This is a genomic window from Actinomycetospora chibensis (genome assembly GCF_028737215.1).
Lineage (GTDB): Bacteria > Actinomycetota > Actinomycetes > Mycobacteriales > Pseudonocardiaceae > Actinomycetospora > Actinomycetospora chibensis.
In genome coordinates, this window is sequence record NZ_JAQZAM010000021.1 from 32946 (window position 1) to 48867 (window position 15922).

8 protein-coding genes are annotated in these 15922 nt (G+C 69.4%); 2 read left to right on the forward strand and 6 right to left on the reverse strand.

Annotated elements, in window-relative coordinates:
• Window positions 1-129: 129 nt before the first annotated feature.
• Window positions 130-735, reverse strand: coding sequence for a hypothetical protein (locus tag PH189_RS25530; protein WP_274191663.1), 606 nt, complete (start codon window positions 733-735; stop codon window positions 130-132).
• 480 nt (window positions 736-1215) lie between these two features.
• Window positions 1216-2217 carry a hypothetical protein gene (locus PH189_RS25535; protein ID WP_274191664.1) on the reverse strand — a complete coding sequence of 334 codons (1002 nt, stop codon included), beginning with the start codon at window positions 2215-2217 and terminating at the stop codon, window positions 1216-1218.
• A 914-nt stretch (window positions 2218-3131) separates the two neighbouring features.
• Here PH189_RS25535 and PH189_RS25540 point away from each other — a divergent pair.
• Together PH189_RS25540 and PH189_RS25545 are read left to right on the forward strand one after the other, a co-directional pair.
• Window positions 3132-3710 carry a hypothetical protein gene (locus PH189_RS25540; RefSeq protein WP_274191665.1) on the forward strand — a complete coding sequence of 193 codons (579 nt, stop codon included), beginning with the start codon at window positions 3132-3134 and terminating at the stop codon, window positions 3708-3710.
• Window positions 3711-4033: 323 nt separating this feature from the next.
• Window positions 4034-5260, forward strand: coding sequence for a tyrosine-type recombinase/integrase (locus PH189_RS25545; RefSeq protein WP_274191666.1), 1227 nt, complete (start codon window positions 4034-4036; stop codon window positions 5258-5260).
• 1924 nt (window positions 5261-7184) lie between these two features.
• Here the strand turns inward: PH189_RS25545 and PH189_RS25550 are convergent.
• From PH189_RS25550 to PH189_RS25565, 4 genes are all read right to left on the reverse strand, one after another.
• Window positions 7185-8780, reverse strand: coding sequence for a hypothetical protein (locus PH189_RS25550; protein WP_274191667.1), 1596 nt, complete (start codon window positions 8778-8780; stop codon window positions 7185-7187).
• 120 nt (window positions 8781-8900) lie between these two features.
• Complete coding sequence (locus PH189_RS25555) at window positions 8901-10262, reverse strand: DUF6519 domain-containing protein (protein WP_274191668.1); 1362 nt, start codon at window positions 10260-10262, stop codon at window positions 8901-8903.
• A gap of 8 nt (window positions 10263-10270) precedes the next feature.
• Window positions 10271-12370 carry a hypothetical protein gene (locus tag PH189_RS25560; protein WP_274191669.1) on the reverse strand — a complete coding sequence of 700 codons (2100 nt, stop codon included), beginning with the start codon at window positions 12368-12370 and terminating at the stop codon, window positions 10271-10273.
• Entirely contained in the window at window positions 12367-15882 is a 3516-nt protein-coding gene (locus tag PH189_RS25565) for a putative baseplate assembly protein (RefSeq protein WP_274191670.1), read from the reverse strand. Before PH189_RS25565 ends, PH189_RS25560 begins: the two co-directional genes overlap by 4 nt.
• Window positions 15883-15922: the final 40 nt, after the last annotated feature.

Consider the following 15922-nt stretch of genomic DNA (forward strand, 5'->3'; position numbering starts at 1 on the left):
TAGATTGCCTAGCAACGCAGGCTCCTCAAATGCCGTGTTTACACTTCTCGGCGTGTTAGTAACAGGAGTTGTAACCCTGATTGCAATTCTAGTCAAGTACCGATTCGACAGACGGATCGAACAGGCCCGTCACGAGCGCCAGATGGAGATCGATCTCTTAGAGGCGCTCCGCGCTACCTTCACCACGTCAACGAAGTGAGTAGTCAAGCGGGCCATCGCATGGGCTGTCACGCTTCCCTCGATGACTGTCAGATATGCGTACATGGTCTTTGCGGCATCCCGGAATGCGTTCCTCAATTGACGCTCTCCGGTGTCAAAGCTCCGCTGCACATAATCCACAGCAGCGCTACGAAGCCCCGCTGCTGCCTGATGGAATTTAGAAGTCTCGTCGCTATGGTCGGTTCCGTCCGACTCGCCAAGGAGGGGCTCGACTAGCTCCCTACGCTGCGTTTCGCTCAAATAGATTTCGTTGTGCCCTGTCTGGTAGCGGAGTCTAGCCAAAGTCTCTGCGACATCGATCGGTGTCCTCTTGAACTGCTTGGGCCGGGTCTCGAAGGCCCTGGCCGCTCGTCCGCCGACTGACGGCACGATATCTAAAGTCCATAGCTCGTAAAGGTCCGCCGTACGACTGCGGCGCATTGGGACCGCAAAATCACGACCTTGATCGTCGGGTGCGGCCTGGCCCTCGGGCTCACTCTGGTCGGCGGGTCCGGCCTGGTCATCTGGTCCCGTCATCGTGAGGTCCTTCCCCTTTTCCGGCTCTCATTTTCGGTAGGGGTACTATCTATCCCTAGGCATGCATCGCCGCATTTATCGTCACGATCACATCGGTGGCGGCCCGCTATTGTTGCTGGACAGCGCGAGCCGAGCCCAAGATCGTTATCCCCCTCGGCCTGCCTCCTTATGAGAGCTGTCGCGCACGCCCCGTTCCCCCATGTGCCACAGCGTAGAAGCGGCGGCTTGTGTTGGATATAGGCGAAGCGGGCGACTCGCGGGCACGACTGATTCCCCTGTTGGTCAGCACGGGTCGCGATGCATACGGGATGTGACAGTCCGGGCGCTCTACGTATCCCCGAAACTCTCCCTACAAGCGCGTGCGCGCGCCCTGAATTGCTCGGGTCGATCACTGCGACTTCGCTGGAGAAGCCCGACGTTGTGATCGGACGCGTTGGGCGCGCCTTCACCTCGCGGCAGCGCGCCCCGCGCACGCGCGGTTCAGCCGACTGGGTCTCGTGGCCTGGCGGGGTGCTCGTCTGGGGTGTAGTGCCATCGCAGGTCCCGGATCGTGAGCCAGGCCCGTGCGGCATCGAGGCCGCCGTTCTCGGCCACGGCCAGCAACTCCGGCCCGAGCTGGGCGCGTTCGACGTAGTCCCATGCGTCCACGCTGAGTCCGAGCCGGACGTCGGCGTCCAGGTCGTCGGCCGCGATGTCCTCGTCTGTGGCCTCGGCTCCGAGACCGGCGAGCTTGCGGAGGTCCCGCCGACCGGTGGACCAGGTGAGCTGACGGCGGCCCTCGCTGGCCTGCTCCCACTCCCACCAACGGGCCACGGCTGACTCCTCGTAGGTGTCGACGGCGTCGGCGAGGAGCTGCATCGAAGTGCGGCCCCCGCGGCGACGGCCCTCTTTGCGGTGCGAGCCGGTGACCTCGTGGGCGATCTTGGTGAAGTAGTCGGCCAAGTCCCCGTCACCGAGCTGCACCCGGCGCAGGTCGCATCCGTGTTCCTCGCTGGCGTGGAAGCCCTTGCGCTTCAACGCGGCGCGCCACCGAAAGAACATGCGGGCACCGACCGAGCCGGCGACCAGCTCGGCGGAGACCTGCTGGCCGAAGCAGAGCAGGGCGTGGATGTGGACGTGCCAGCCGTTCTCGCCGTCGGTGACCTCCACGACGCGTGCCCACCCGAGCAGCCCGCCGAACAGTTCTTGATCGGCCTGCCATGCCCCGCCGGAGGTGACGCGGGCCCACGCGTCGGATAGCACGTCCCAGCAGCCGCGGGCCTGCCGAAGCGTGTGTTCCTCGATGGCGTCGGCCTCGGCCTCGCGCTCGTCGAACTCCCACAAGTTCGAGTTCGCCGCCTCGTAGCGCGACCGGTTCTCCTCGAGGCGCCGCAACCGGGCGCGCTCGTCCTTGGTCAACCCGAGCCGGTCACCGCGACCGTGGCGCATCGTCAGAGTCAGCAGGAACGCCGACCCGCCGGCCTCCTCAACCGCACGCATCACCGTCGACAGCTCGTCCGCTCGCCGTGTGGCGATCTTGGCCGCGCATTGCGGGCACGCCCACACCGACCCGCACGACGCCAGACCTGAGTAGCCCGCCGAGCGGGAGCCATCCACCCCGGTCGTGAGCGCGAGCGTGACCCCGGCGTCGGGGTCGAGTGGCGCACCGCAGTTCCGAACCCGGCGCAAGCTGGTGATCAGACGTAGCTGCGACCGGCGCGCCCAGCGGGTCTCGCGTCGGTGCTGGGCCTTGGCCACCCGCTCATCCGGGGTCAGTCGCTCGTTGGCTCCCCGGCGCTGCCTGGTCCGGTGAAGACCTGTTCGCCCATTACCGAGAGCCGGCCCGCTCACTGGGCACCACCAGCGGTCAGGGCCGGCGCTGGCGCGCCGGCGGTGGCCGGCCCTTCCGGGCCGGCCACGCTCTCACTCCTGACTTCGTCCCGTGCCGCGCGGCCGGCCCCCGGGCCGGCCATCCACCGGGCAGCGACAACGACGACCTGGACCACGGCGGCGACCAGGAGCAAGACGAGACTCGGCCTCCGGCGGCCAGGCGCTCCGCCCTGGACCAGGGCACCGACCTCAGGAGAGCCCACCCATGCGACGAGCTCGGGACAGAGGTGGTGGTCGAGGCGGGGCCTCACCCACGACGACGCGCCCGAGGGCTGCCAGGCCGCCCGCACAGCCGCAAGCGCCATCCGGCAGCACATGCGCCGGTCATCGACGACAGGGGCGCTTGCACCTGCGCGAGCGGCCAGGCAGGACAGAGCCCGCGCCGCCGAGGGAGAGACCCCGAGGGCCGGCCGCGAGCTGAGACGCGTGACCGTGAGCAGGCCGCAGTATGAAGTACGGTCCGTCGGGGGATCATCGAGGCCCCCCTTCTCCGCAACGAACCGAGTGCCACAGTTGAAAGGACCCAGGTGGACGGTGGAGACATCGCCTCGCTGTTGAGCGCGATCTTTGCCGGCGGCGCTCTCGTAGTCGCCAGCTGGGCAGCGTGGCTGAGTCTCCGGTCCGCACGCGCGGCTGAATCGTCGGCCTCTGCCTCGGAAGCAAGCGCCCAAGCGACTGAGACTCAGGCAAACATCACCGTTCGCTCGTTCGCGGCTGAACACGCACCAAAATTCGACTTCACGTTCGCCACCAGGGATGGTCGCTGTCGCCGAGACTGGCAGATCAGGGTTGAATACCTGGCCGGCCCTTCGATGCTCTATGTGCGTCCGAAGTTCTTCTCGATCGCTTCTCCTGGTGACAACGGGAAGAAGAGGGAGCGCTACGACGAGCAGCGGAACGACTGGCGACTGATCCAGCTCGGCGAGACGTTTCCGATCTTCCAGCCGGACGGCTGGCCCCTTAGCTCTACCGCAATCATCGCCGAGGTCTCGATCGAGAGCACTGACGACCCTGGTGATGAGAGGGTCCGATGGCGGTCGGGCCGCCGTTTCCTGTGGCACGAGCACCTGGACGGCGCGCACGAGACCGCGCCGTTTGAGGTCTGACCGCACGGGGCCGTCGGACGGCAGCCCGAGCGGGCTGTTGGCGGCTGCGCAAGATCGTCCCATGAGGTACCCATGAGATTCATCGGGCAACGGTCCTCTGACGATCGCAACTAAAGCCAGACCCGGTGAGCCGTCTTCGCAGGTCATCCGGGGTAGACACGAATCGTCGATGACTCCGAAAAATTCGCCGTCGGGAATCACTGGGTTCGGGGTTCGAGTCCCTGACGGCGCACCCATCGTTGCAGGTGTCGGGCCTGCGGTGCTTTCCTCCGGTAGATCGACGGTCCGTTTACGGGCCGGAAACTCCTCCGGAGGCGCTCCACATGGCCCGTCCACCCCTCCCGCTCGGCACCCCCGGGACCATCTCCGTCGCCGAGGAAGAGCCCGGCTCCTGGGTCGCTCGCTGCCGCTTCCGCGACCACGACGGTGTCACCCGTCGGCTCCGCAAGCACGGTGCGTCGAAGACGGCCGCGAAGGCGGCCCTGCACGAGCTCATCCAGCAGCGACAGCGAGGGAAGACGGGGCACAGCGCTGTGCTGACGCCGGCGTCGCGCTTCCGCGAGGCGACCGTGCTCTACCTCGCGAAGGTGGACCGCAAGCGCGAGGACTCGACGCACGCGCTGTACACCTACCACCTCGAACGCACAGTTCTCCCCGCCCTCGGCGCGCTCCAGCTGCGTGAGTGCACCGTCGCGCGCCTCGATGCCTTCCTCGAGGCCCTCGAGCCGCGCTATGCGCCGTCGACCCGCCGCACGCTGCGATCGATCGTGAGCGGCGTCCTCCAGATTGGGGTGCTCCACGAGGCGCTGCCGGCCAACCCGGTCCGCGAGCTCGACCGCATCGAGCAGCCCAGGGGCCAGGCCAAGAAGAAGCCGCGGGGCTTGACCGTCGACGAGCGCCAGGCCCTACTTGACTGGTTCGACCAGGGCTCGGACGACGATCGAGTCCGGCGTCTGCAGCGGGTTGCTCGGGCGGCGGAGCTGCCGGACCTGGTGCGCTTCTCCCTCGGCACAGGCCTCCGCATCGGCGAGGCACTGGCGGTCCGCCGACTCGATGTGAACCTGGACGGAGTACCGGTCCGCAACAAGAACGGGCTGCTGCGGGTCCCGGTGGTCACCATCGCCGGCAACGTCACATGGGTGAGGGGCAAGGGCCTCGTACGCCACGACGGGAAGAGCGAAGCAGCCCTCCGCGTCATCCCGCTCCCTCGGTTCACCGCCGAACTCCTCCGTGAGCGACTCGCGCTGCCTGGCGAGGACAGCTGGCCGCTGTTTCCTGCTGCTGGCCGAGACGGCCGCATCACCTATCGCTGGCCGTCGAATGTCAGGCGGACCCTGCGGTCCGTTCGCCAGGAAGTCGGCCTCGAGTGGATGACCCCGCACACCTGGCGCCGCACCTACGCCGCCATCCTCGACGATGAGATCACCTTCACCGACCGCATGAAGGCAGACCTCATGGGCCAGGCTCAGTTCCTCAAGGACACCTACGTGAGTCGCGGCGAACTTCATGTCGGCGCAGCCGTCCTCCTAGATGCGGCCATCGCCGCTTAACGTCGCGCAAGGCAACAGATCCGGCAAGAGCGCCCTCCGACCGACGGCTTGTCAGCACAATTCGCCTCCAGACTGTGCTCGCCAGCCTCTACGCAGGTAAAGCGAGAGCGCTGTGCCCCTTGTTCTCCAGGCGCTGAACGATCACCTTCGATTCTGCTTGCGGCGAGGAGGCGCTCAGGCGGACGCCGAGAGCCTGTCGCGCGCCGCGGTAGGAGTCTATGTCCGCCGACACAGCCCCTTTCCGGCCCTCGGGGTGCGCCGCACGCTCTCTATAGCCGGGGTGGGCCACGTTCGGTAACGATGCGAAGTGCTCTGCCGAGGGGAATCACCCCAGGTAGACAGCGACTCCCGCTGCGGCAAATCCAGGGCCCCGTGCGCTGAACTACGAAGACAATCGAATGCGGTACCAAGGCAGGCTCTTCACCTCCCTGCCGGCACCGAAGTTCGCATGTGAGCGGAGGCCGCAACCCCATCCCGTCAGGTCGGTGCGCAGCTCTGATCTGCGCCCGGGCCCGCGCCCTCTCAGGTGACAGGCCAGTGCATGGAACGCACCTCGTCGGACCACTCCTGCTGCTCTCTGAGCAACGACGTGACGAGCAGGAGGGCTCGAGCGAAGTTTGATTCGCTGAACTGGTTAGGCCCGGGACCGTGGGCAAGAGCGTGGCGAGAGAGGAGGATTGGTTGCGGTTGCCCCGAGTCGGGGAACCAGTTCGTAAAATACTGTGGAATTGGCGCGATGAGCAGCCGGTAGAGATATGGGTGCCGGCCCCGCCCCTCTTCGAACGAGGCCCGCCGGTACCGCGACCGGAGGTCCTTAAGGTCCTTGCTGTAGCGACCTTCGTCCTGCCGAGGTTGAACGAACCGAAAGTCGCGCGCGTCATCACCGCGGCGCCCATTCAGTTTCTTCTTGTCGGTGCATCAGGTATCATGGCGTCCTTATCACTACTTAGCGCTTCGTAGATGGCGAACCGCAGCGAGGAAGGTGAGCCGCGATGGGCCGCGTGAACTTTCTGCGAGACGGCGGGGTGGTCGCCGGTGCCTCTTCCTGGCGAGAAGCGTGAGTTAGAGAAGGCCACAGCAGAGGTTGATGCTCTGCTTTCGCTCTCGGAACCGAGCCCGCCTGCGACGTCGACGGAAAAAGAGGAACAAGACGACCCGCCCACACAGTCTAAGCGCGGCGAGTATCGTGAGGAAAGATTCGATGGAGTGTATGGGTCAACTCCTATTCGAACCTTCGATTTGGACCAAATCTTTGAAGGGGCAATCGGCTCCCCTGGAGCGGTTGCCGAAGTGTTGACGAGATAGCTCGTTATGCGCGGCTGGAGAAGGTTCAAGTAAGCTACAGTCCTGCGCACCCCAGCGCCAAATCCTTCGAGCTGTCCATTCTCGGCGAGCCATCGCCGAGCCAGCGACCGCAGCACGTGGCGCATCGCCGCGTCGGGATTGACCGGGTCGTGGTCGGCCCACTGGGCAGCGTAGAACGCCTGCTCGTACTCGGCGCAGCTCGTCGAGCGCGGTAACCAGGGTGGCCTTGAGGGTGATCATGGCGCTGGTGCGGGCCTTGACCGCGGTGTCTCGGCCGCAACGCGGCCACCCGCGGCGGCCAGCTGAACTACCGGGCCCCCGAGCTGCTGGGCCCGCAGCAGCGCGATCTCCTCACGCTCGCGACTGCATCGGAGCCCGTCCCGCCCGCTCCGAGACTCGAGTTCGCAGAGTGTCGGGCATGCCTTGTACCGGTCTCGCCCGTCAACGGGCCTACAGATGTACTACGAGATGACGGCGAGCATCACGACACCGCCACGGCGCTCGACCGAGTGCCGCGCCACTCGCCACTTGCGTCATCGATACACCGGCGCTCAGCCAGGCAGCCTCCTGCGGAGGCACGCTGTGATGTCGCGGGCGGCGCACGCTGCCGGGCCCACGCTCACCGGCTGTACAGGCTCGGTGGCTTCTTCAGCTCGAAGTGCATGAAGTCCCGCGTATCGCCCATGTGGTCCGCGCTGCCGAGCCACTTCAGGTCTCCGCCTGCCGGGTCGCGCAAAGCGAGCACCAGGTCCCGCGGCAGGTTCAGGAAGCCGGAGCCTGCGATCTGCTGCAGCGCGTCCGCACCCGGGTTGGCCGAGGGCTTGACCCGCAGCGGGGCCGGCACGGGGCCCGCCTTCGCCAACTTCGGCTGCGGAAGGAAGGACCGGCGGTAGACCCCGGCCATCTGCACGAGCAGTTCGACGACGGGCCTACGCACGACGGCGAGCCGAGGGTCCTCCGGCAGCGGGGCACCGTGCGTGGGCAGCGGGAACACCAGGGCCGCGAGCGTGTCCTGGGCAGGCCCGTCCTTGGCCGCCCGCCGCCGCCAGACGGTCGGATCGGCGAAGCGCCACCGCAGGGGTTGGCCGAGGCTCCGCCGCTCCTCTTCCGCGTCCTGCGCCGCAGCGAGCAGCCTGGCCGGGTCCGGTTGCGACCCGGTCTGCCGTACGACGACCGCAGCCATCCCCGCTCCGAGCCGCTCCTCCGAGGAGAACGCCTCCACCAGCGCGGCGTCGGCGGCGATCAGACGGTCGATCTCGCGCTCCGCCGGGGCCTTCTGCGTGAACCAGTCCGCCACGCCGCGCGCGTCGAAGACCTGCACGTCCGTTCCGCCACGCGCCTTCGTGAGCAGGGTGATGCCGGTGATCTGTTCGATGAACTCGACGGGGAACCCCGTGATGTTGGGGTTCGTGTTGGCGTCGATGTCCACGGCGAACCCGAACGAGTGCTCGGACAGGCGCATCTTGTTGTTCGCGTTGGGCCGGATCTTCGCGCCGTTGACCACGATCCCCGCAGCGGCCAGTGCCGCACGTCGCGCGGGGGCCAGCGTTCGCAGGGCCCTGTCGATCGCCGCACCCAGGTCGGGGTGCACCGGGACGTCCGGGTAGCCGAGCACCGTGCGTTTCTTGATCGTCGTGCCGTAGTAGGCGTTGATCCGTTCGATGGCCTTGGCGCTGCCGTCGGCGAGGGCACCGAAGTGGGCGAGCAGGTCGGCCCGGATCACCTGGTAGCCCGCGCGGCCATCGAGGACGTAGCGCTGCGTCGTTCCTGAGAGCGTCTCCCACTCCTGCAAGGCGTCCGCGGGACCGCCTCCCGGCGTCGTCTGCTGCACGCCGGAAAGCAGTTCCGCGAAGACGTGGTCGACGACCTGACGGCGCCGCCAGAGCGTCAGGTCGTGGTCCTCCTTCGCCTGCTGCTTGCGGTCGGCGGGGGTGGTCCGCACCGGGGTCAGCGCGAGGAGGGCGGCCACCACGTCAGGCTCGTAGAGCTCGGGGGTGGCTCCCTTGCGCCTCGTGGACCTCGGTTCGTCGACCTGCCTGAGGAGGTGCAGCCACGCCCCGTCCGCCGCAGGCGTGCCGCGATAGCTGCTCAGAGCCCGCTCCACGACACGGATCGCCGTCTCCACGACATCCGGCGGATCCAGCAGCCGCAGCCCGAACGGCGCGTCGCCCGCAGGCACTCGGCTGAGGTCCAGGTCGGTGTCCAGGACCGGCACCGGTGGCGCTGCCTCAGAGTCGATCTTCGGCGCCGCCAGCGGCGGCGCTCCCAGCGAAAAGTTGCGGAACCGCCGTGGCGTCGGTTCGGCCACGTCGCGTTGGGGAGGCGCCATCGAGGCTCAGCCGCAGGCGACGGGAGGGTTGACGTGCCGCACGAACGACTGCTCGACCTTCACCGCGCCGTTGGCGGCGACCGTCGCCCAGGCGAGCGGCGCGTAGTGGTGCTCGATCCCGCGCGGGGGGAGCGCGGCGGGCACGACGTGCCCCGCCGTGTCCTGGGTCTGGGGCCAGATCACGTCGCCGATGGCCGTGCGGGCCTCGATCAACCAGAAGTCCCCGCTGCGGTACTCGGTGCCCGCGACCTGCTGGAACTGCACCTGGACGCCATGGGCCAGGTCGATGTAGGGGCCGTCGGCGTTGGCGGACTCGGCGATGGCGACCGTGCCCTTGTCGGTGAGCGGGGTCAAGGTGCTGTTCTTCTGGTCCCAGCGCCGCAGCCGCGGGTGCTGGTCGGGTGGGATCACCGGGGGCGCGGGCGTCACCTTCACGGTCAGCGCCGGACGGTCGACCTCGGTGACCCTGTACAGGCACTCGGCGGGCTCGTGCTGCAGGACGTAGTCGTCGGACTCCAACTCGACGAAGTCGCCGACGTCGAGGGTGAGGCGCGGGTCTCGACCCAGCGTGGCCAGGTGCAGGGTCTCGCCGCGGAACTCGGTGACCGCTAGGGCGACGGAGCCGTTGTCCAGCGACCACTTGAACGTCGCCGTCCCGGCGGGTCCGCCCTGGTGCACCTCGACGCGGATGAGCGCGTTCTCGTCGAATCGGTACGACGCTCGCGGGTCGATGGCGCACGGTTGGTCGATGTACTCGTCCCGCACCCGTGCGCGGGCTCGCAGCTCGCCGCGCTGCGGCTTCGCGATGAGGTCCTGCAGCGTGGTCGCCCACAGGTCCGGCATCTTCTCGCAGGTCGCCCCGGAGAGCGCCGTCTCGGTGAGGCGGGCGGTGCGCACCTGCCACACCGGCTGGGTGCGGGCGGCGGTGTCGAGTCCGCCGAGCGCGACGTCGAGCAGGGACGCGTCCTCGTCCGCCGTGACCAGCCTCTCGAACACGTCGAGGTAGAGCAGGTGGTTGTCGGTGCCGCTCGTGGGGGCGGTCAGCTTGTCGCGATCGGGCACCCGATAGTAGGGCTGGTTCAGGTAGCGCACCCCGGGGTCGTTCTCCACGCGGATGCCGTCGACGTAGTAGACGCCTGCGCCGAGCTCGAGGTCAGCGGACGCGTCGGTGCTGACGGCGAGCGCGAACGCGCCCTGGGTGCCACCCCAGGGGCCGATCAGGTCGGCCGCAAGCGTGCGCACCGCGTGCAGCAGGATCGCGACCTGCTCGTTCCAGTCGGACTCGACCTGCACCCGGCCCTGCTGCAGCACCACCTGGGCGAACCGCTTCGCCGGGTCGAAGGTCAGGCGCCCGATGTCGGCCTTCATGGCTCTCCCTAGTTCACCAGGATGACCGCGGAATAGACCCCGGCCGGAGTCTGGTCCCGCAGTCGGTTGCGGACGTTCGCCAGCCGTTGCGGCTGGAAGAGGTCGTGGTAGACACCCATCTCGGCGCCGTCTTCGGCACCGGTGCGGATCTCGTCGGCACACGTCAGGTCGAGCTGGGCGTAGTTCGGCGTGCCGTAGCGGGTGCTCACGAAATCCGGGGACAGCCGCAGGCGTTCGCTGCGCGCGAGATCGGCCGCCGCGGTCGCTAGAGCCGTGTCCGGTTGGCAGCGGAAGCGCCGCGGCGTGCGCGATCCCTCGGGCACCGACGAGAACCGGACGCAACCGAGCTGGCGGCGCGCCACCCGCAGCGGACCGGTGAAGATGCAGTTCTCGGCCAGCTCCACCGCGTGCGTGCGGATCGACCCGAACACGGTGACCCGGCGCAGCAGCAGCTCGGCGTGGGCGGTGTCGCCGTTGGCGGCGGAGACGGCCAGCGCGTGGGGGTCGGAGGCGTCGAGCACGCTGTCAGTGACGGTGAGGCGCTCCGGCTCGCTCCGCACCTCGTCGTGCACGACCCGGATCGGTCCGAGGATGCTGTGCGCGATGGTGACGACGGCGTCGACGTCGTCCAGCTCGAGGCTGGCCTCACCCGGCCGTCGCGGCCTGCAGTCCGGCCGGAGCCCCCATCCGGGCACCAGCGTGCAGTGACCGATCTCCAGGTGGGCCAGCTCCCCCGCGACACGCATGCCGCGGCCGGTGACCAGGAACCCGTCGATGGTGAAGCAGCTGCCTTCCTCGCCGGTGACCGTGAGCGCGTCAGGCTGGTCGGTCTGCCAGTCCAACAGCCGCAGCACGGGCGCTGTGCCGGATGCGGCGCGCAGCTCCAGCGACTGGCCCTCCCCCAGCTCCACCGAGATCGGTTCCGTGTACGTGCTGGAGTCCACCACTTCGATCACCGCCGCGTCGGGCCGATCGAGGTACCAGTGCCGCAGCGCTTGACCCAGCCGTGCAAACGGGGCACCCGCACCGACCCTGTACAGGCGGCTGTGCGCGGCAGGCGTTGGGAGCGCCCGCTCGTACTCGCCGCCACCGAGCTGGGCCGGGAACCCGTACCGGTAGCTCACCCAGATGCCGCGTCGGGGCTGCTCGGTGGTCGCGCTGGGGAACGCGATCCGGCCGAGCACGGGGTCGACGGCGACCTTGCCGCGCGGCGTGCGATAGGTCCAGTCGGTGAGGTCGGCGACGACGATCCGCTCGCGCGAGATCAGCTCCCGCGGCGGCGGGTCGGCCGGGGTGCCGCCGGGCGGCACCCACCAGATCTGGACGTCGCGATCGGCGCCGTAAAGCTCGTCGAGCCTGCGGACGAACGTGTGCCTCCGCAGCGGAGCCGGGACGGCCAGCTCGCCCGCGCCACCACCCCGGCCGAAAAGCGTCGTGTCCACCCCCAGCACACTGAAGGTGTACGCCTGCGGCCCGACGGACTCCTGGGCGTAGGGCTGGCGCAGGGTCACCGGCACGGCCGCGAGCCGCCACGCGAACAGGCCCACCGCGCTGGGCGCGTGCCTACCCAACGCGCTGCGGGCGCTGAGCTGCCGCGTGTCGACCACGGGCGCCGTCGACTCGAACGGCCCGTCGAGGCGGTCGAGCGCGTCGGCGTCGCGCAGGTCGACGATCCGCCCACGCTCGACGTTCGGGTGCACGAGCGACTGCAGGCCCGCGGTCAGCCGGGAGAACTCCACCGCTGTGGCGGGCCAGCCGCCCGCGTTGCGGGCGAGCTTCTCCAGCACCGCCAGCGTGCCGCGACGGCGGCGGTCCCCGATCGTGTTCGCGACCTGCGCGCGCGGGAACAGCACGCGGGCCAGCTCCCCCGAGGTGGCGACGGGTACGTCGGAATCGGGCGTGAACCCGACCAGCTCACCGATGTAGGGCAGCACCCATTCGCTGCAGGTCTCGACGAACCAGTCGTCGTAGAGGCGCTCGATGTCCTGTTCGACGACGTCCAACTGCTCGGCCACGATGGCCAACAACGCTCGCAGTGGCTGCTTGACGTCGGCGTCGCGGCGCCGGTGCACGGCGGGCAGCAGGTCGTAGAGCCGGTCCGTGGTCATGGGGGCATCTCCGTGAGCGAGAGGAGGGCGGGCACGCCGGGCCGCAGCAACGCGAGCTCGGCCGGGACGATCTCGGCGCCCACGCGCCGCGCGGGGCGGACGAACACCCGCTTCCGCAGTCCGGGATCGAGTCCCCCGGCCTTCGGATCGGTCAACAACGCGGCCACCGTCGCCTCGCTGATCGTGTCCAGCTTGTCGAGGTCGACGAAGTCGACGCCGGGTACCGCCTGGATCGCCGCGGTCACCTCACCCGCAGTCACGTCCTGGGCGAGGTCGCGGCGGGCGAAGCCGAAGCAATCTATTAGCGCGGTGCGGATCGCGGGCTGCACGTCGTCCCAGCGCCGGTCCGGGAGTACCGCGACCTTCGCCGCGACGACCAGCGCGAGCAGCTGCCGCACCTCGATCAGGAACGGCTGGTCGGGGTCGCCGAAGCGGATCAGCGCGGCCCGCAGATTGGCCACGACGTCGGAGCCCTCCAGGGGCGCGTCGTCCACCCCCGCCACGGTGAGGTGCACGATCCGGCTGCGGCCTTGCGCAAGCTCCGCGACGGCGGCCTTCCCGATCCCCGCGAACGTGACGGCGAAGTCGCGGTAGTCGTCCACCGACACCACGCGGTCGAGCGCGGTCACCCCGAGGGGGATCCGCCTGCGAGTCTCCGCACCGGGCTCGGGATCGGCGCCGCCGGTGGCCCGCAGCGGATTGACCACCTCCAGCACCCCCTGCGGACGGGTGCTCGCCACCGTGATCGTGCCTGCGGCCACGTTGCCCGCTGCGCCCATGCCGAAGCGGTAGTCGGCCGCGACGTTCTCGCTCCCCGTCGGCAGCCGGGCACCCTCGCGGCCGTCCCCGAAGACGACGTCGGTCTGCTCGCCGGTCGCCGTGACGAAGGCGCGCGCGGTCGGCCCTGCGTCGATGAAGTCGGGGAGCTCACGCCACCGCACGCCGTCGACCCGCACCGAAAGCGTGCTCTCCACGCCGCTGTCGGTGGGCGCCGAGACGAACGTCAGCGGGTGGTGCACCAACGTGAAGACCTGGTGGGACGCGGTGCCGTCGCCGCTGCCCAGCATCTCCGTGGTGCTCTCCCCCTGTGTCGCCTTGACGACGTTGCCGAGCAGCGTGATCGTGTCGCGGCGGTAGCAGTAGGCCAACTCTTCAGCGAGCAGCAGCGTCGTGCGGGTGCGCGCACCCGGCTCTTCCTGGTGGAACTCCTGTCGGACCCCGCCGAGCATCACCAGCTCCGTGGCGGGCACGCCGGGAACGGCAACGCCTGCGTCACCGGTAATGTCGGTGCGCTCGCCGCTCACCACGAGCCAGCGGCCGGGGCGAAGGCCGTCGTAGAGGTCGTCCAGCTCGATCTCAGCGCCGCAGACGGCCTCGGTCACCGGGTCGAGCGGCGTCTCGGCCAACGTCAGCAGCTCACTGTCGGCGTACACGGCCGTGCCGCGGATCACCGCGAACGTGTCGTCCTCCAGGTCCAGCCAGGGCGCGTCGATGCCGACGAAGGTGCTCTTGCCGGTGATGCCGTAGTCGGACCGGCTCGCCTCCCGGACGGCCCTGATGCGCCGGAGAAGTACGGCGTCGGGCCGGTCGAGCACGATCCAGCCGCCGGGGGTGAGGGTCGGGTAGGTGGTGTCGAGCGACACGACAGAGGGCTCCTCGGAGGCGGTCCGCCCCGCCCCGGTGTGCCTGCCTGCGACGGTGAACCGCAGCTCGGAGGCCCGACTGCCGAAGAATTCCAAGCCACCTTCGCCGAACCCCAGCGCATAGGTGAGGTCGACCGGGTCGCTGCCGAGGCTCGACGCGGTGACCGCCACCTCCGGTGGATCGACGCCGAAGTCCAGTGTGGTCTCGACGGTGATCCGACGATTGGCGAACTCGATGGTGAGCCGGGCGGTGGGCCCGTCCGGTGGCCGCAACAGCTGGACGAGCACCGTCTCCTTCGCGGCCGGCACGGCGACCGGCACGCCCGCGAGCAGCTCCGCCGGGGTGACCGAACGCGGATCGGCCGTGACCTCCCCGATCGTGATCTCGATCTGTGCGGGGTCCTGAGGCGGGACTTCGCCTTCGGGTATGCCGCCGCCGCCCACCAGCGTCCCGGTGAGCGGGAGGGCGACGGTCACGGTGAACAGTTCCGGCGGCCCACCCGATGCGCGGAACAGCGCCCACTCGCGCTCCTCGACGATCTTGCCGTTCTCGTCGTCCGTGATCACCTCGGGGCGCGCGGCGTGCCCGAACGCCGAGGCTCGCTTGCGCAGCGCGTAGCAGCGCAGCGTCCCGGCCGGCGTGGCGGGAACGCCCTGCCACGCCGAGTAGAGCGTCGACGCCAGGTCGGGGCGGAGGGACAGGAGCAGGTCGGGCAGCGCGTCGGAGGTGGGAGCGAGGTCGGTGGCTAGATCCGGCGGCCGGTTCTGGGCGCTGCTGGGCGGCACCGAGGCGGGCTTGGCCAAGCCGCCGAGGGCCGCCCCGATCGTCGTGGTGCCGGGCGATTCGCCGCCCTGCTGGAGCAGGCTGGTGGCTTCGCGTGCCGCCACCACCGGGTCGGTCAGCTCCCGCATCCGGGCGATCATCGTGGTGAGCCACGCCCGCAGCGGTCCGGTCGGCGCGCGCAGCGCCGCGAGCTCGGCCCGCAGCGACGGCAGCACCTCGTCGGCGATCACCGTGGTGAGCGCTTCCGGTGTCGCTCCGCCCGTTGCCGTCCCCCGCAGTGTCGCCAACACGGCGAGCACGTTCTTCGCGGTGATCCGGGTGGGGTCCACACCGGCCGCGACGAGGTCGCTGAACCGTTCGACCGCCGCCAGCACGATGGCCGGGCTCAGGCCGTTCGGCCCGGGGGGTGTCCAGGGCAGCACCGCGACCCGGGTGCGGTCGGCGGCCGCGTCCGACTCGACCTCGATCACGCGGAAGAGCACCTGGGTCTCACCGAAGTCGGCCAGCAGCGGGTCGCCTGGGTTCAGCCCGGTCGAGGTGCCCGCCAGCGCGATCGACGGCGGCGGCCCAGTCGGGGTCGAGAGCTTCGCCGCGTCGTCGAGGATCGCGGCGTTGCGGTCGCGCGTCGTGCGGACGGGCAGCGTGTTCCACTCACCGCGCGCGTCCAGCTCCTCCACCGTCTCGAACGTCTGCGCCTGTTCCCCCGGACCGGGCACGCTCTGCACCCGGCTGCCACGGGGCAACAGAGCCCGAACGTCGTCATCCAGGGTGTAGGAAAGAAACGTCGTCGCGGCGACGCCGGGGCGGGGCGCGTAGCCCACCAGCCTGCCCAGCTCCCGGATCGAGCCGTCCTCCGTGGCTGTGCGCAGGTAGCCCTCGTTGGCGATACGCTCCTGGTAGAACGTGAGGACGTCGGCGAGGCTCGCGGCCGCGTCCAGCAGCGCGAGCGCGGGGTCGTCGGGCTGCCGCGTGGTGAGCGCGGGCAGGCCATCGGTCGCCGAGAGCCGAGCCGTCATCGCGTCCAGGAACTGCCGGTGTGTGCCGACGCGGTACGCGATCGCGTCGAGGCCCGGCCGATTCTGCACCGCCGCGGGCGTGGCTCCGCTAGTGCATCCGCAGTCGCAG